Source organism: Faecalibacterium duncaniae, from assembly GCF_010509575.1.
In the GTDB taxonomy this organism is placed as follows: Bacteria; Bacillota; Clostridia; order Oscillospirales; family Ruminococcaceae; genus Faecalibacterium; species Faecalibacterium duncaniae.
Genome location: NZ_CP048437.1, coordinates 906,441 through 923,110, shown reverse-complemented (window position 1 = coordinate 923,110; position 16,670 = coordinate 906,441). Strand labels below are relative to the sequence as shown.

The 16,670-nt window shown below is 58.6% G+C and carries 14 protein-coding genes; 12 read left to right on the top strand and 2 right to left on the bottom strand.

Annotation, left to right across the window (positions count from 1 at the left end; all coding sequences use genetic code 11):
- The first annotated feature begins 32 nt into the window (after positions 1-32).
- The 5 genes from glgB (at position 33) to GXM22_RS04325 (ending at position 8,609) form a co-directional block, all read left to right on the top strand.
- A complete protein-coding gene (glgB, locus tag GXM22_RS04345; RefSeq protein ID WP_005933102.1) occupies positions 33-1,976 on the top strand; it encodes a 1,4-alpha-glucan branching protein GlgB in 1,944 nt (647 codons plus the stop codon).
- Between the two features lie 140 nt (positions 1,977-2,116).
- Positions 2,117-4,039 (top strand): hypothetical protein, encoded by a 1,923-nt coding sequence (locus GXM22_RS04340; RefSeq protein WP_005933100.1) that lies wholly within the window; start codon positions 2,117-2,119, stop codon positions 4,037-4,039.
- Between the two features lie 17 nt (positions 4,040-4,056).
- Positions 4,057-5,037 carry a trigger factor gene (gene tig / locus GXM22_RS04335; protein WP_005933098.1) on the top strand — a complete coding sequence of 327 codons (981 nt, stop codon included), beginning with the start codon at positions 4,057-4,059 and terminating at the stop codon, positions 5,035-5,037.
- A 4-nt stretch (positions 5,038-5,041) separates the two neighbouring features.
- A complete protein-coding gene (locus GXM22_RS04330) occupies positions 5,042-6,301 on the top strand; it encodes a 4Fe-4S dicluster domain-containing protein (RefSeq protein WP_005933096.1) in 1,260 nt (419 codons plus the stop codon).
- Positions 6,302-6,575: 274 nt separating this feature from the next.
- Complete coding sequence (locus GXM22_RS04325; RefSeq protein WP_035394155.1) at positions 6,576-8,609, top strand: ABC transporter substrate-binding protein; 2,034 nt, start codon at positions 6,576-6,578, stop codon at positions 8,607-8,609.
- Between the two features lie 93 nt (positions 8,610-8,702).
- On the opposite strand, the gene GXM22_RS04320 is transcribed toward GXM22_RS04325, so the two are convergent.
- On the bottom strand, positions 8,703-9,005 hold the full coding sequence (locus GXM22_RS04320; protein ID WP_035394152.1) for a Dabb family protein: 303 nt from the start codon (positions 9,003-9,005) through the stop codon (positions 8,703-8,705).
- A gap of 85 nt (positions 9,006-9,090) precedes the next feature.
- Positions 9,091-9,405 (bottom strand): hypothetical protein, encoded by a 315-nt coding sequence (locus GXM22_RS04315; protein WP_005933091.1) that lies wholly within the window; start codon positions 9,403-9,405, stop codon positions 9,091-9,093.
- Between the two features lie 1,252 nt (positions 9,406-10,657).
- Here GXM22_RS04315 and GXM22_RS04310 point away from each other — a divergent pair.
- From GXM22_RS04310 to atpC, 7 genes are all read left to right on the top strand, one after another.
- Positions 10,658-11,341 (top strand): F0F1 ATP synthase subunit A, encoded by a 684-nt coding sequence (locus GXM22_RS04310; protein WP_005933086.1) that lies wholly within the window; start codon positions 10,658-10,660, stop codon positions 11,339-11,341.
- Positions 11,342-11,378: 37 nt separating this feature from the next.
- Complete coding sequence (gene atpE, locus GXM22_RS04305; RefSeq protein ID WP_005933085.1) at positions 11,379-11,603, top strand: ATP synthase F0 subunit C; 225 nt, start codon at positions 11,379-11,381, stop codon at positions 11,601-11,603.
- 17 nt (positions 11,604-11,620) lie between these two features.
- The gene (gene atpF / locus GXM22_RS04300; RefSeq protein ID WP_005933084.1) at positions 11,621-12,112 is read left to right on the top strand and encodes a F0F1 ATP synthase subunit B; all 492 of its coding nucleotides are present in this window, start codon (positions 11,621-11,623) and stop codon (positions 12,110-12,112) included.
- Positions 12,102-13,856 (top strand): F0F1 ATP synthase subunit alpha, encoded by a 1,755-nt coding sequence (gene atpA, locus GXM22_RS04295; protein WP_005933083.1) that lies wholly within the window; start codon positions 12,102-12,104, stop codon positions 13,854-13,856. Before atpF ends, atpA begins: the two co-directional genes overlap by 11 nt.
- Positions 13,843-14,721 carry an ATP synthase F1 subunit gamma gene (atpG, locus tag GXM22_RS04290; protein WP_005933082.1) on the top strand — a complete coding sequence of 293 codons (879 nt, stop codon included), beginning with the start codon at positions 13,843-13,845 and terminating at the stop codon, positions 14,719-14,721. Before atpA ends, atpG begins: the two co-directional genes overlap by 14 nt.
- A gap of 69 nt (positions 14,722-14,790) precedes the next feature.
- The gene (gene atpD, locus GXM22_RS04285; RefSeq protein WP_005933079.1) at positions 14,791-16,203 is read left to right on the top strand and encodes a F0F1 ATP synthase subunit beta; all 1,413 of its coding nucleotides are present in this window, start codon (positions 14,791-14,793) and stop codon (positions 16,201-16,203) included.
- Positions 16,203-16,610, top strand: a complete 408-nt coding sequence (atpC, locus tag GXM22_RS04280) for an ATP synthase F1 subunit epsilon (RefSeq protein ID WP_097770960.1) — start codon at positions 16,203-16,205, stop codon at positions 16,608-16,610. The genes atpD and atpC overlap by 1 nt, the downstream gene beginning before the upstream one ends.
- Positions 16,611-16,670 lie beyond the last annotated feature (60 nt).

Sequence of the window (16,670 nt, the reverse complement as noted above, 5' to 3'; positions counted from 1 at the left end):
GGTGTATCCCGTTGAGAAAAGGAGAAATCTGCATGAATTTTCCCACCATCGACCGCTCGTTCTTTGCGGGCGAATGCTTTGATGCCTACCGTGTGCTGGGCGCGCACCCCTGCCGGGATGACTTTGGGCAGGAGGGCTGGCGGTTTGCCGTGTGGGCCCCGGGGGCCGTGGCTGTGGAGATCTGCGGCGGCTTTGACGGCTGGGGGCCGGGCGTTCCCATGCAGAAGGCCGACACCGGCGTGTGGAGCGGCTTTGTGCCCGGCCTTGCCGAGGGAGAGCTGTACAAATACCGCATCCACGGCAAGGATGGCAGCACCGTGATGCGGGCTGACCCCTACGCCTTTTCCACTGAGCTGCGGCCCGGCACGGCCAGCAGGCTGGCCCGGATGGACTTTGCCTTTGACGATTCCAGCTGGATGGAGCGGCGGGACAAGTGCCGCAACCTGCCCCTGAACATCTACGAGCTCCATGCAGGCAGCTGGAAGCACAAGCCCAACGCCACCCGCGAGGACGGCTCGGACGGCTGGTACAATTACCGGGAGCTGGCCCGGGAGCTGATCCCCTGGCTGCTGGATCACCGCTTCACCCATGTGGAGCTGCTGCCGCTGGCAGAGCATCCCTTTGACGGCAGCTGGGGCTACCAGACCACCGGTTACTTCTCTGTCACCAGCCGCTACGGCGACCCCGCCGACTTTGCGGCCTTTGTCAACGCCTGCCACCGGATGGGCATTGGTGTCATCATGGACTTTGTGCCCGTCCACTTTGCCGCCAACGGCGACGCGCTCGCCAACTTTGACGGCACCCACCTCTACGAGTACGACAGCGATGTGGGCCACAGCGAGTGGGGCACCTGCAACTTCAACTATTACCGCCGGGAGGTGTGCAGCTTCCTGAACAGCGCCGCTGCCCTCTGGATGGATGTCTACCACTGCGACGGCATCCGGATGGATGCCATCTCCCGTGCCCTTTATTGGCAGGGCGACCCCAACCGCGGCGTGAACGAGGGCGCTGTTACCTTCCTGCGGAACCTGAACCACGGCCTGAACGAGCGCTGGCCCACCGGCATCTACACCGCCGAGGACTCCACCAACTTCCTCAAGGTCACCGCCCCCACCCGCTACGACGGCATCGGTTTCGATTATAAGTGGGACATGGGCTGGATGCACGACACGCTGGATTATTTTGCCACGCCCTTTGGTGAGCGGCCCGATGCCTACCACAAACTGACCTTCAGTATGCAGTATTTCTACAATGAGCTGTATCTGCTGGCACTCAGTCACGACGAGGTGGTGCATGGCAAAAAGACCATCATTGATAAGCTGTGGGGCACCTACGAGGAAAAATGTGCCCAGCTGCGCACCCTTTACTTCTACATGTACACCCACCCGGGCAAAAAGCTGAACTTTATGGGCAATGAACTGGGGCATTTCCGGGAGTGGGATGAGAAAAAGGAGCTGGACTGGGGCCTGATGAAGTATCCCTTCCACGACAGCTTCCAGAAATATTTTGCCGAGCTGGGTCGCCTGTATGCCACCGAACCCGCCCTCTACGACGGCGAATACAACCCGAACTGCTTTGAGTGGATCGCCTGCGAGAGCCGGGACGAAGGCGTGTACGCCTGGCTGCGGAAGGGCGCGGGCCAGACCATCCTCTGTGTGATGAACACCCAGAATACCGCCCACAAAAAGTTCCCGCTCTACTTCCAGTACCCCTGCGCCGCCGATGAGCTGCTGAACAGCGAGGCTGCCTGCTGGAACGGCGCGGACCGCAGCCGCACCAGACACCTGCACACCACCGATGGCGGCGTGTACGGCCGGGACTACACCCTGAGCGTGGATCTGCCCGCCATGGGCAGCCGGATGTACCGCATCACGCCGGAGGCTCCCCACCCGGAAGCCGCACAGGCCTCTGCCCGCAAGGCCGCCGCCCAGAAGCGCAAGGCCACCATCGCGGCAAAGCAGAATTCCAAAAAGTAATATCGCATTCAAAATATCCCGTCTGCTGAAATGCAGGCGGGATATTTTATCTTCCGGGGGCCTGCCCTCTTGCCTGTGCCGCCCGGAATCATTATACTGTAAGCTGTAATATTGTGGTTCAAAACCGAGGAGCATGTACAATGTCAACGATACTTTCTGAAAAGAAGACCCTTTCACCCTGGGCAAAGGGCGGCATCGGGCTGGGTGCTGGAGCACTCCTGCTGGTGCTGGTGGGTCTGCTGTTCCCCACCGCGGCGGCGTTCTTCCCGCTGGTGAGCCTGTGGTGCAGCTGTGTGCTGTTCTACGGCGCGCTGTGGGTGCTGCACACTGCCGGTGTGGAGCTGGACTTCTTCCACCGCGCAGCCATCATCGCCTTCTGGGCCGGAGCTGTGCTCTACTTCTATTGGGCGCTGGGGCGGCGGCAGTTCATCTACGCCTGGGATTATGTGAACTACATTCAGAAGCAGTTCAATACCGAAGCGGCTTTTGCGCTGGGTCCGGTGGCCGGTTTTAAGTATATCATAAGCACATTTTCTGAAGACTACACCAATTTCATCACCTTGTTCACTGAGTTCCCGTTCTGCCTCACCGCAAAAACGGGTGACAGCTACGCTTTTGCGCAGGTTTTCTGTGTGCTCCCCAGCCTTATGCTGATGCTGGCTGGTCTCACGATCAAAATCGGGCAGATTCTGGAGGTCAAGAATAAGTTCTGGTATTTTATCATCGGCTTTTCCTGGGTGCTGACCTATCCGTTCCTGCGAATGAGCGCTATGCTGGCACAGCCGGACTGGTTCGGTCTGATCTTCGCTTTTGCCATTCTGCTCCTCACATTGGACTACCGTTTTGAAAAGCTGGAGCCGGGGCGGTTCGTGCTCATCTTCCTGGCAACGGCCGCGATTATCCTGAGCCGCCGCTGGTACTTATATTTTGTGGTGGGCTATTACTTTTCCTATGCGCTTCTGCTCTTTGTAAGCAGTGCAAAGCTCGCAAAACAGGGCCAAAAGGGCCTTGCCCTGCGCCGAGTACGCAACCTCATCCTGTTTGGTGTCTGCGCCATGGCAGCAATGGTGGTCCTGCTCTGGCCCATGGTCAGCAAGATCCTGGCTTTTAACTACTCCGACCGCTATTCGTACTATAATGTCGGCGGCATTGCGGTAGAGCTCTATTATCATGCCATGCGCACCGGCCTGCTGAACCTTATTTTGATCCTGTTTGGTTTGTGGCTCTGCGTCAAGCGGAAAAAGCCCAGCCTGCCTGTGTTGGCGCTGTGTGAGCTGATGCTCAGTATGCTCTTATTTACCCGAGTGCAGAATTCCGGCTCCCATCAGATGCTGCTGTACGTGCCCGCCTATGTCATTCTGTTTCTCTGCGGTGCGGCGGGTCTGGCAGAGAGTATCGAGCATTTCAAAATACCAAAGCTTTGTTTCTGGGTCTTTACACTGTTGTTCGCCGTGTCGGTGCGGTGCTCCCCGCTCACTGTCATGGCCTTGCCAGAGTTCGTTATCCATGCGTTCCACCCGGCAGACCTTGCTGAGTATCAGCGGCTGGACGAGCTGACCTATGACCGCAAGGACAAACCGCAGATCCAGGCCATGGCACAATGGCTGGTTGAACATCTGGGGGAGGGCGAGGTCGCCTATATGATCCCGGATGACATGCTCTACAATCCCGGCCACCTGCGGAACTGTGACCTGCCCAACCATGCACTGGACGGCAAGTTGCCGGACAGCTTCTCGGTGCCGGGCACCCACTATTTCCCCACCGGTTTCTTTGATGCCAGATATGTGGTAACTGCAGACCCGTTCCCCCTCTCACTGGCTCCGGACACGGAACTGGGCCACCGGTTCAACGCCGTTTTTCTTCAGCTGAGAGAGACTACCCACCAGCAAGTTGCGACCTTCGATATGGGCAACGGCACGGTGTTCACGATCTGGGAACGCACCACTCCCGTGACACGTGAGGAAGTGGAGACCTATCTCCATGAATTTGATGCTGAAAACGCCAAATACCCAGAAATGTTTTCCTCTGTTGTGGAAAACTGGCTGGCTGTTCATGGTTTATAAAAGGAGAGTAAAACGATATGTCCAACAACGCAAAAAATCTACCAGAAGTAAAATTAGGCCAGTACAAGGGGCTGGCTGTCACCCGCCATGTGCGGCCGCTTTCCGAAAAGACCATTGACCAGGAGATGGTCCACCAGACCCGGATGCGCTCCGTCTACCACAACTCCACCGCCCCCGCCAAGCGCGGCAGCCGGGTTCTGCTGGATTTTGTCGGCTTCATGGACGGGGAGGAGATCCCCGACAGCCGGATGGAAAAGGTGATGGTGGTTCTGGGGGACGGCAAGCTGATGCCTGCCGCCGAAGATGCCATCTACGGCCACACCGCTGGCGAGACCTTCCGCTTTGATTTCACTTACCCGGAGCAGTTCCGGGTGGAGGAGCTCTCCGGCAAGACCGCGCAGTTTGAGATCAAGCTGCACTCCGTGGCCGAAAAGACCACCCCGGAGCTGAACGAGGAATTTGCCCGGGCACAGGGCTATGCAGACCTTGCCGCCATGCGCGAGGCCGTGCGGGCCAAAAAGCGGAAGATCCACGAAGATGCCGCCGACCGCGCCGCCGGGCAGGAACTGCTGGCAAAGGCCGGTGCCAACCTGACCGTGGACCTGCCCGAAGCCATGCTGGACCGCACCGCCGACAATGAGATGCGGATGCTGGAGCAGCGGCTCTCCCGCAGCAACATCACCCTGGAAAAGCACTGCAAGAACAGCCACACCACCGCTGCCGCCCTGCGGGCAGGCTACCGTGACGCTGCCGAGCGGAACCTGCGCTCCATGCTGGCCTCCCGCTCCATTGCCGAGGCCGAGAACATCACCGTGAGCACGCTGGAGGTCAACAACGAGTACCGCCGCCTGTCCCAGCTGCAGGACACCCCGGAGGCCGACATCCGCCGGGTGCTGAGCCCGGACACCCTTGCCGCCGCACTGGTTGCACAGAAAGTCCAGCGCTTCCTGCTGGACAACGCCGACATCACCACGGTGATGGACCCTGAAAAGGAGTGATCCTATGAGTATCTTTACGCGCTACGCCATGGATGCGCTGATGAAGACCACCCACCCCGAAGTGAACCGCAAGCAGTGCTGGAACCTGCACCCCCACCGCACCCCCTGCACAGCCTGCAAGGATATCTGCCCCTATGGTGATGAGATCTTCACCCGCCCCAACCTCGTCAAGGACTGGGATCCCTGCACCGACTGCGGCCTGTGTGTTTCAGCCTGCCGGTCGGGCTGCATTGCCCCCTCGCCGGAGCAGGTGCAGCGGGATATCTCCCCTGCCGACAGCGATGGTGACACCATCTGGATCGGCTGCGAAAAATCCACCCGGAAAAACACCGTGGTGCGCACCTGCGTCTCGGCCTATTCGTGGGAAGCGCTGGCCTACCTTGCCCTGAACAAGAAGATCGTCCTCGACCTGACCCCCTGCGGCGAGTGCGAGAACGATGTCTGCGCCGAGCATCTGCGTGCCGTTCTGACCCGGCTGGTGGAGTTCTTCGGCCAGCCCCTGTTCGAGGCCCGGTTCACGCTGGCATACGAGCTGGACGATGCCCCCTTCCATGTCAAGGAATATTCCCGCCGTGAGATGATGGAGCAGGTGACCTCCGGCTCCAAAAAGGGCACCAAGCAGCTGCTGCGGATGCTGCCCGGCCTGCGCAGCGAGGACGAGAGCAGCCAGGATTTCCGGCTGCTGCTCCACCAGTACACCAAGCAGCTCAAGGCGGTGTCCGAAACGCCCCTGCGCTATGGCTACCACCTGCCCAACTTCACCCAGAAGTGCTTTGCCTGCGGCCGGTGTGAGAAGAGCTGCCGCAGCGGTGCCATCAAGTTTGAGGACCTGCCCGACGGCCAGACCCGCGCGGTGATCACGCCGTGGAAGTGCAGCGAGTGCGGGGTCTGCGTTGCCGCCTGCTCCAACGGCGGTCTGGACGGCCTGAAGCTGCGCCAGCTCACCAGCCTTGGCCCCGTCAGTGTCTACAAGTGCACCAAGACCCTCTGCAAGGAATGCGGCAAGCCCATTGCGCCCAACTGTGCGGACGGCATCTGTTCGGTCTGCCGCATCAAGCTGCGCACCAAAAAGCGTCAGGAGGAGGCTGTGGCCCGCGCCAAGGAGCGTCAGGCCGAGCGCGAGGCCAAAAAGGCTGCAGAAGCAGCTGCAAAGGAGCTGGCAGAAGAAATTAAAAATGCCTCACCCTCTCAGCCGCCTATCGGCGGCAGCTCCCCCGAAGGGGGAGCCCCTGGCGTTCCGGTCACTTCCACTGTAAATGAATAAAACTTGCTTTCCCGGTTTGCCAAAGGCTCTCCCTTTGGGAGAGCTGGCATTGCGGAGCAATGACTGAGAGGGCGAGCATGTTTCCCATTGACGCAACCCCAAAATAATGCTATAATTCTTCTTAACCACCCAGCTGTGGTCGGGAGGACAAGTTACAAAGGCGTAACGGATGTGTTTCCGTTACGCCTTTTTCTTCCCGCTGCCGGGAAACAGCGGGCCTGTCGGCTTTGGGCGGCAACCAGACTTCAACACGAAGAAAAGAGGGAATTTCATTATGAAACAGTCTATTTCTCGTCGTCAGTTCCTCAAGGCAAGCGGCCTGGCAGCCGCAGGTGCCTGCGCCGCCGGTCTGCTGTCCAGCTGCGGCGGCAAGAGCGGCGGCAGCTCCTCCGGTTCTGCTTCCGGTGCGGATACCAGCAAGTACACCGTGCTTTATTCCAGCCAGCCTGCAACCCTGAACTATCTGACCACCGCCACCGACCTGGAAATGGTCGTGGGTGCAAACTGCGTGGACACCCTGGTCGAGTACGACAACAAGGGCGTGATGCGCGAGGGCCTGGCCACCAAGTGGGAGTGGGATGCCGACACCCTGACCTGGACCTTCACCCTGCGTGAGGAGAACTGGGTGGACAACAACGGCGAAGTCGTTGCCCCCGTGACCGCACAGGATTTTGTGGATGCCCTGCAGTATGTGCTGACCCCGGATTACGCTTCCTCCAACGTGGGCCTGGTCACCGCCTACATTGCCGGTGCGAATGATTATTACAACTATCACGTCTACCTGACCAATGCTGAAAACGGCACTGTGGACGATGACGGCACCACCTATGTCACCGATGGCAGCGGCAACGTGACCGTGACCGCAGCAGACGGCACTGCTTCCACCTACGCCCCCGTGGACTTTGATTCCGTGGGCGTGACCGCTGTGGATGACCACACCCTGGCCTACACCCTGACTTACGATTTCCCCGGCTTCCTGAGCCTGCTGTGCTACCTGCCCTATGAGCCCGCCTACGGCCCCCTGCTGAGCGAGATGGGCGACCAGTATGCCACCAGCGCCGAGACCCTGTACAGCTGCGGTGCTTTCTACCTGTCCGATTACGAGTCTCTGGAAACCTGGATCATGAAGAAGAACCCCGAGAACTATGATGCGGACAATGTCTTTATCGACACCATCAGCCGCATTTACAATGCCGAGGCTGCCGTGAACGGCCCCGAGATGATCAAGCGCGGCGAGATCGACGAAGCCACCATCGGTTCCGACATTCTGGACAGCTGGCTGGCTGACGATACCACCAAGGACATGGTCTCCATGGATCGTCCCAACACCAACTACACCTACTTCTACATGTTCAACTTCATGCCCTTTGCACACGAGTTCTCCAACTGGAACGTTGAGGGCGTGGATGCAGAATACGAACCCGAGAACTGGGCCAAGGCCATCAACAACACCAACTTCCGCAAGGCCTTCCTGTACGGCATCAACAACGCCGTTACGCTGGCTGTCAGCGCACCTCTGGGCTATGACAGCTACAAGCTGAACACCATCACTCCCCCGAACTTCTGCGCCACCGCCGATGGCGTGGACTACACCCAGTGCGGCGGCCTGGCCGACCTGACCGAGTTCTTTGACGAGGCCAAGGCCAAGGAGTACCGTGATGCCGCCATTGAGGAGCTGACCGCACAGGGGGTCACCTTCCCCATCAAGGTGCAGCTGCCCTACAACCCCTCCTCCACCGACTGGGACAAGCAGTGCCAGGTGCTCAAGCAGCAGCTGGAGGGTGTGCTGAACGACGGCACCGACTTCATCGACATCATCATCACCGCCGGCCCCTCCGACAGCTTCCTGTCTGCTGTGCGCCGCAACGGCAAGTTCGAGTTCCTGCTCTGCAACTGGGGCGCTGACTACTCCGACCCCGAGACCGAGACCGACCCGTTCTATCAGGCTAAGGATTCCCGTGGAATGCGCTATGCTTACCTGCGCACCGGCGTGGAAGACGGCTTCATCACCGGCGAGACCGCAGATGCTGTCATGGCCTACATGAACGCCATCGAGGCTGCAAAGCAGATCACCGATGACATCGATGCCCGCTACAAGGCCTTTGCCGATGCCGAGACTCTGCTCATCACCAACGCACTGGTCATTCCGCGCGGCATGAGCGTGCCCGCCTATCTGGCGACCCGCCTGAACTACTGGGAGGGCCAGTACGCTTCCACCGGCTTCTCCAATAAGCGCCTGAAGGGCATCCACGTCCTCGACCACTATGTCTCCATGGACGAGTACGAAGCAAACCGTGACGCTCGCTAAGCGTTCCATCTGCTCATAACACAAAATACACCCCCTCTGCATGGCAGTTTCTGAAGCTGCACCGCAGAGGGGGTGTTCTTTTTGCATGTTCCGTTACACTTCAAAATCCAGGCAGACGCGGGTCTTGGTGTAAGGGCGCACCTTGCCATCGGCCACAGCCACGTGGGCGGGGTGGGTGGAGTAGCCCTTGAGGGCGGCTGCATCGGTAAAGGTGGTGTCCAGCATCAGGTCTGCGTTGGAAGAGGGCAGGCCGTTGATGTTCACATGCACCTCCACAAGCCCCGGGATCTGCCCTGCCAGGCCCTCCAGTCCGGTTTTGATGTTCGCCTTGATTTCTGCCTTTTCGGCGGTAGAAAGCTCGTCCTTGAGCTGCCAGAGAATGATATGCTTGACCATAAAAAATACCTCCTGCGTTTTCTCCATTGTAGCAGAGAAATGCAGGAGGTGCAATTGGTTTTTGAGAAACGGCAGAGCTCTATTTTTAGTCGTTGCTGTGCTCCCACGATTCATACGCAACGACGTAGATGACATCCACGATCACCATAATCACCAAGACCACGGTGCGGGCTGTGCGGGCCTCTGGGAACACGATCAGAACATTGGAAAGGCCAAACGTAATACCGTTTGCCAACTCCCAGATGCCATTTTTCTTCTGCCAGAACGCCCGATATTCAGGGTCACGGTTATACTGGTTGAATGGGAGGTTAATGAGCGGATCCTTGCCCATCAGGTCGCGCACGCCAGTAATAAACCACAGTACCGTGAGTACGATTGTAAAAAGAACAGAACCTGTCATAGGAAATGCACCTCCTTTTCTATCAGAATAACACACGGCCATGGAAAAAACAAGGACGGAATTCAACTCTACAAAAGGGAAGGCCCCGCCCGCAAACAACGGCCGCACAACAAAAAACCAGCCGGATCGAGGCGTTTGCAAGCCCTCGTCCGGCTGGATACTTACTTCTTCGGAGTCATAAGCCTCTTCTCCTTGGGTTCTCTCATTTTCGGAGTATGCGTTTCATAGGGTGACTCTCCTTAGAAACTACCTGAAACTGAAGAGTTTTATGCAAGGGGATGAACTACTCTAGTACATTGGACTGACCCTTCTCTTAACTGTTGGACTGCGGTACCGAGATTCTGAAGATGAATTTCATATTACCACATTCTTTCGAGTTAGATTTGCCAGGGATTCCATTGCTTAGTACATTGGAGTTACTCCTTTTTGGTCATTCAAACAGGTGCATCCGTGTAACTGTCCTCATCATGGGAGATCACCTCGGGCGGATCTATTTGAATTGCCAGGGGATTTATTCTGACAGACTGTACTGTTTTCGCATTTTTGATGCTCAAGACCGGCTCTTTGATTTGTTTTGTTATACGGGGGAAACATCCCGTTTGTGGAGAGCCTCTGTTTTGCTTCTCAGCGAATCCCGACAGTCTGTCCGAACTGTGCGGGTTCCATATCAACCATCGGTCTCGCTCCTTTCTACTTAAAGTCAGCGGGGTTAGCTCTCATTTGAGCTTCTGCTGTACTTCTCTGGTTTCTGGCTTTATTATACAGGAAGATGCACAGTTTGTCTATTCGCAGAGTGCACAACAAATTAGACATATTTTTGCATCAAAAGTCCAAATTTCTGGGATACATGAATTTTGTCTTTCCGGTGCACTGCTCCACCTCCCCGGGCAAAGGCTCTGCCCCGCAGATCGTGCAGGGCCATCGCAGACACTGCTCCGGCATATTAAATAGGTATCATCGCAGAGCATGCAGCTATATAAATCTGATATGCCCGCTATAAGATCTGTGAATAATAATGTCGATTTCACCTCATCCAAAGGCCAGAAAATGGTACAGATGGCTAAGAATCAGCAAAGAGATTGTGCAAATCGCATAGTTTTTCCCCTGCACTTTTTGCAATCTGCACAACTGTTTTCATCCAAAGCAGAAATGGAATATAACAAAAAGTAGAATGTTAGGTGGAGGGCTGTAAAACCGGCAGAAATCGTGCTATGATACCATCACAAATTAAGAAAGGAGAGAGTGCTAATCAATGAATGCGTTGACTGCTGCTTTGAAAGAAGAGCTGAATGTTGACATGGTCACGGTGTTCGGGCTTTCCATTCCGGAGTCCGTGGTCGTGAGCTGGGGCATCATGGCGTTTCTTGTCATCGGCTCCATCCTGCTGACGCGGAATCTGCGGGTGGATCACATCACCAAGCGGCAGGCCATCCTGGAAACGGTCGTTACTACGATCAATGATTTCTTTGTGGGCCTGCTGGGCGAAAGTGGAAAGCGCTATGTCCCCTATCTGATGAGCGTGGCGCTGTACATCGGCTGCTCCAACCTGATCGGTGTGTTCGGCATCAAGCCCCCCACAAAGGACCTGAACGTCACGGCGGCCCTTGCTCTGATGAGCATCTGCCTGATCGAGTATGCCGGCATCCATGCACGCGGCGGCGTTGGCTTCCTCAAGAGCCTGGCTGCCCCCACCCCCATCATGGCCCCCATGAACGTGCTGGAGGTGGCCATCCGGCCCACCAGCCTGTGCATGCGACTGTTCGGCAACGTGCTGGGCGCTTTTGTCATTATGGAGCTGATCAAGCTGGTGGTGCCTGTGTTCGTGCCTGCCATCTTCAGCTTGTATTTTGACCTGTTCGATGGTCTGATCCAGACCTACGTCTTTGTGTTCCTTACCTCTTTGTTTATGAAGGAGACCATGGGAGACGAAGAGTAAACCCTTTCCATCATCAAATCAAAAGGAGATTAAAATTATGAACGGACTTATCGCTCTGGGCGCTGGCATTGCAGCGCTGACTGGTATTGGCGGCGGCATTGGCATCGGCATTGCAACCGGCAAGGCAACCGAGGCTATTTCCCGCCAGCCCGAGGCTTCCGGCAAGATCCAGACCAACCTGCTGCTGGGTGCTGCTCTGGCCGAAGGTACTGCAATTTTCGGTTTCGTCGTTGCACTGCTGATCATCCTGTTCCTGGGTTGATAACGGAGGCATGACGAATGCTGACACTGAATCTGAATCTTCTGTATACAGTCGTCAACGTTCTGATTCTGTTTTTGCTGCTGCGGAAATTCCTGTACAAGCCTGTTATGGGGATCATCGCACAGCGTCAGAAACAGGTGGATGACGCACTGAACGCCGCCGAGACCTCCAAAAAGGAGGCCGCTGCGGCCATGAACGCTGCGCAGGACAAGCTGCGCAATGTGGACACCGAGGCTGCTGCCCGCCGCGAGACTTACGAGCAGCAGGCCGAAACTGCAAAGCAGCAGCTGCTGGCCGAGGCCCAGAAACAGGCCGATGCCATTGTAGCCGAGGGCAAGGCCGCTGCTGAGGCAGAGCGCCAGCACAAGCTGCGCGAAGCCGACGCACAGACCACCGCACTGGCCCGCGCCATGTGCGAGAAGCTGCTGAGCCGGAACCTGACCGAGCAGGACGATTCCCGTTTGCTGGACGATCTGCTGGAGAAAGCAGGTGCTGAGCATGGCAACTGAGTTCAGCCGCGAATTCTTCTCTGAGAACCGCATCGTCAAGGCCGACCTGCGCGCCGCACACCAGCTCCGTGAAGAGGACATCGCCCGCATCAAGGCTGAGGTCAAGAAGCTCTATGATGCCACTGAGGTCATCCTGAATGTCTCGGTGGACGAGAGCCTGCTCTCCGGCTATGTGCTGCAGGTTGGCGACCGGGTATTCGACAACTCCGGCCGCCACCAGCTGGACCAGATGATGGCTGGCAAGCCCTCTCTGGCCACCCTCAAGACCCGCATCGAGGATTACAAGCCTGCCCAGACCTCTGCCGAGGGCGGCGTGGTCATCTCCTCTGCCGATGGCATCGTGCAGGTGGAGGGCATGGACAAGGCCGTTTATGGCGAGATCGTCACCTTTGAGAACGGTGCCAAGGGCATGGTCGAAAGTGTGGACCCGGGCAAGCTGGGCATTATGCTGTTCGACGGTGCCGAGACCGTGGGCGTGGGCACTCTGGTGACCCGCAGCGGCAAGCGCGCCGGCATCCCTGTGGGTGATGGTTTCCTGGGCCGCGTCATCGACCCGCTGGGCGAGCCCATTGACGGCAAGGGCCCGGTGAACGCCGAAGGCTACAACCCCATCGAGAAGCAGGCCCCCGGCATTCTGGAGCGCCAGAGCGTGGATACCCCGCTTCACACCGGCATCCTGGCCATCGACTCTATGTTCCCCATCGGCCGCGGCCAGCGTGAGCTGATCATCGGCGACCGCCAGACCGGCAAGACCTCCATTGCCACCGATGCCATCCTGAACCAGAAGGACACCGGCGTGCTCTGCATCTATGTTGCCATCGGCCAGAAGGCTTCCTCCATCGCCCGCGTGGCCGAGGACCTCAAGAAGCACGGTGCCATGAGCTACACCACCATCGTGGCCGCCACGGCTTCCGATTCCGCTCCCCTGCAGTACATCGCACCCTATGCGGGCACTGCACTGGCCGAGTATTTCATGTCCAAGGGCAAGAGCGTCCTGATCGTCTACGACGACCTTTCCAAGCATGCGGTGGCCTACCGTGCCATCTCCCTGCTGCTTCGCCGCTCTCCCGGCCGTGAGGCTTACCCCGGCGACGTGTTCTATCTGCATTCCCGTCTGCTGGAGCGCTCCTGCCGGATGCGCGACGATCTGGGCGGCGGTTCCATCACTGCCCTGCCCATCGTTGAGACCCAGGCGGGCGATGTCTCTGCTTACATCCCCACCAACGTCATCTCCATCACCGATGGTCAGATTTTCCTGGAAAGCGCCCTGTTCAACGCAGGCAACCGCCCCGCCGTCAATGTCGGCCTGTCGGTCTCCCGTGTGGGCGGCGCTGCCCAGACCAAGGCCATGAAAAAGGCCAATTCCAACCTGCGTATCGAGCTGGCCCAGTACAAGGATATGGAGTCCTTTGCCCAGTTCAGCTCTGATCTGGACGCTGAGACCCGCCGCCAGCTGGAACACGGCAAAGCCCTGACCGAGATGCTCAAGCAGCCGCTGTACCAGCCCAAGTCCGATGCCGAGCAGGTGGTCGTGCTGACCCTGGCTTCCCACGGGATGCTGGACGACCTGCCGCTGGCTGACCAGCGCGCAAAGACCAATGCCTTTGTGCGCCAGTTCCACGCCGATGTTTCCGGCACCATGGACGCGATCACGTCCACGGGCAAGATCACCCCGGAACAGGTGGACACCATCCTGACCGCGTGGAAGGCATTCGCGGGAGGGGAGAGCAATGGCATCCAGTAAGCTGCTCAAGGAGCGGATCGAGAGCATTCAGGATACCATGAAGATCACGAATGCCATGTACCTGATCTCCTCCTCCAAGCTCCGCAAGGCCCGGCAGAACTACCAGAATGTTCTGCCCTACTTCACCCGGATGCGGGATACCATCTCCCGCGTGGTGCCCCACCTGCCCGACGAGCCGGAGCACCCCTTCTTCCACGAGCGGGATCTGGAGAACCCCAAGCGGGCCTACATCGTGCTGACCGCCGACAAGGGCATGGCCGGTGCTTACAACCAGAACCTGCTCAAGTTCCTGCGGGAGCACGCCGACCAGAACGACCGGTTCTATGTCATCGGTCAGGTAGGCTACCGTGCCCTGTTCCACAAGGATCCCCGTCTGGTGGAGGATTTCCATTACGGTGCCACGGCTCCCACCCTGCAGCGCGCCCGTGATATCACGGTGGATGCCATCGATGATTTCAAGTCCGGCAAGCTGGACGAGATCTACATCGTCTACACCAAGATCCAGAACGCGCTGACCAGCGAGCCGGTCATGGAACGCCTGCTGCCGCTGGACCGTGCCCACCTCACGCCCGCTCCCAAGGGTCTGGGCGACCCCCGCGGCGAGGTGGAGATGTTCCCGGATGCCTGGACGGTGTTCGAGCAGACGGCCCCCATCTATATGCACGGCATGATCTTTGGTGCCATGACCGAGAGCTTCTGCGCCGAGCAGAGCGCCCGCATGACCGCCATGGATTCCGCCACCAAGAGCGCCAAGGATATGATCCACGATCTGGAGCTGGAATACAACCGCTCCCGTCAGGGTTCCATCACCCAGGAGATCACCGAGATCATCGGCGGCGCGGCGGCAGTACAGAATAACGAGTAATGCTGGATGTGTTTCTCCCCCGACGGGGGAGAAACACATCCCACACAACATAATGCAAGAGGCAATTGTATGATACAGGGAACTATTATTCGAGTAGCGGGCCCCGTGGTGGATGTCAAATTCACCGGGGGCAAGCTGCCTGCCCTGCAGGAAGCGCTGACCGTGACCGCAGAGGGCACTGAGCGCACCATGGAGGTGGCGCAGCACGTCGATGAAACGACGGTGCGCTGCATCATGCTTTCTGCCAGCGAGGGTCTGGGCAAGGGGATGGAAGTTACCGCCACCGGCCACGGCCTGAATGCCCCTGTGGGCGAGGGCACTCTGGGCCGCATGTTCGACCCGCTGGGCCGCCCCATCGACGGCAAAGGCCCGGTGGACGATCTGCCCCACTGGCCCATCCACCGCAAGGCCCCCAGCTTTGCGGAGCAGAAACCTGCAACTGAAATTCTGGAGACCGGCATCAAGGTCATCGACCTGCTGGCTCCCTACGCCAAGGGCGGCAAGATCGGCCTGTTCGGCGGTGCCGGTGTCGGCAAGACCGTGCTGATCCAGGAGCTGATCCACAACGTGGCCACCGAGCACGGCGGCTACTCCATCTTCACCGGTGTCGGCGAGCGCTCCCGTGAAGGCTGTGACCTCTGGGGCGAGATGAACGCTTCCGGCGTTCTGAATAAGACCGCGCTGGTCTTTGGTCAGATGAACGAGCCTCCCGGAGCCCGTATGCGGGTCGCCGAGACCGGCCTGACCATGGCAGAGTACTTCCGTGAGGAGACCCACAAGGACGTGCTGCTGTTCATCGATAACATCTTCCGTTTCGTGCAGGCAGGCAGCGAGGTCTCGGCCCTGATGGGCCGGATGCCCTCCGCCGTGGGCTATCAGCCTACCCTGGCCAATGAGCTGGGTGCCCTGCAGGAGCGCATCACCTCCACCCGCGACGGCTCCATCACCTCGGTGCAGGCCGTTTACGTCCCCGCCGACGACCTGACCGACCCGGCTCCTGCAACCACCTTCGCCCATCTGGACGCAACCACCGTTCTGAGCCGTAAGATCGTGGAGCAGGGCATCTACCCCGCTGTCGATCCGCTGGCTTCCACCTCTCGTATTCTGGAAGCCGATATCGTGGGCGAGGAACACTACCGTGTGGCCCGCAAGGTGCAGGCCACCCTGCAGCGCTATCAGGAGCTGCAGGACATCATCGCCATCCTGGGCATGGACGAGCTGAGCGAAGAGGACAAGCTCACCGTCACCCGTGCCCGCAAGCTGCAGAAGTTCCTCAGCCAGCCCTTTGCAGTGGCCGAGAACTTCACCGGCCTGAAGGGTGTGTACGTCCCGCTGGCAGAGACCGTCAAGGGCTTTGCCGCCATTGTGGACGGCCAGTGCGATGACCTGCCCGAGTGGGCATTCTTCAACGTGGGCACCCTTGCGGATGCCCGCAAGAAGTACGCAGACAAACAGGCGGAGGAAAAGGGCGGTGCCAACTGATGGAAAAGTTCATCCTGAACATCACGGCTTCCAGCGGTGAATTCTATCAGGGCTACTGCGAGAGCCTGACCCTGCCCACCGGCGACGGCGTGTACGGCGTGCAGGCCGGGCACAACCCCGTGCTGGTGGCCCTGCACATGGGCATTGCAAAGTTCACCGTGGACGGTGAGACCCGCGAGGTGCTGGTGGGCGACGGCATTGCAGAAGTGACCCCCACCTTTGTCCTGCTGCTGGTGGACAGCGCCGAGCGGCCCGAAGATATCGACCGCAACCGCGCCGAGGCTGCCCGCATCCGGGCCGAGGAGCGCCTGCAGCACAAGCAGAGCATGCACGAGTACTACCAGAGCAAGATCGCACTGGACCGCGCCATGCAGCGCCTGCAGACGGCCGCCAAATACAAGCGTTAAACGCTCTCCTCAAACAGAACACCGTCAGCCTGACACAACGGGCTGACGGTGTTTTTGTTG

Coding starts and splice junctions, on each gene's coding strand:
- glgB (WP_005933102.1), top strand. CDS start 33: ATGAATTTTCCCACCATCGACCGCTCGTTCTTTGCGGGCGAATGCTTT.
- GXM22_RS04340 (WP_005933100.1), top strand. CDS start 2,117: ATGTCAACGATACTTTCTGAAAAGAAGACCCTTTCACCCTGGGCAAAG.
- tig (WP_005933098.1), top strand. CDS start 4,057: ATGTCCAACAACGCAAAAAATCTACCAGAAGTAAAATTAGGCCAGTAC.
- GXM22_RS04330 (WP_005933096.1), top strand. CDS start 5,042: ATGAGTATCTTTACGCGCTACGCCATGGATGCGCTGATGAAGACCACC.
- GXM22_RS04325 (WP_035394155.1), top strand. CDS start 6,576: ATGAAACAGTCTATTTCTCGTCGTCAGTTCCTCAAGGCAAGCGGCCTG.
- GXM22_RS04320 (WP_035394152.1), bottom strand. CDS start 9,005: ATGGTCAAGCATATCATTCTCTGGCAGCTCAAGGACGAGCTTTCTACC.
- GXM22_RS04315 (WP_005933091.1), bottom strand. CDS start 9,405: ATGACAGGTTCTGTTCTTTTTACAATCGTACTCACGGTACTGTGGTTT.
- GXM22_RS04310 (WP_005933086.1), top strand. CDS start 10,658: ATGAATGCGTTGACTGCTGCTTTGAAAGAAGAGCTGAATGTTGACATG.
- atpE (WP_005933085.1), top strand. CDS start 11,379: ATGAACGGACTTATCGCTCTGGGCGCTGGCATTGCAGCGCTGACTGGT.
- atpF (WP_005933084.1), top strand. CDS start 11,621: ATGCTGACACTGAATCTGAATCTTCTGTATACAGTCGTCAACGTTCTG.
- atpA (WP_005933083.1), top strand. CDS start 12,102: ATGGCAACTGAGTTCAGCCGCGAATTCTTCTCTGAGAACCGCATCGTC.
- atpG (WP_005933082.1), top strand. CDS start 13,843: ATGGCATCCAGTAAGCTGCTCAAGGAGCGGATCGAGAGCATTCAGGAT.
- atpD (WP_005933079.1), top strand. CDS start 14,791: ATGATACAGGGAACTATTATTCGAGTAGCGGGCCCCGTGGTGGATGTC.
- atpC (WP_097770960.1), top strand. CDS start 16,203: ATGGAAAAGTTCATCCTGAACATCACGGCTTCCAGCGGTGAATTCTAT.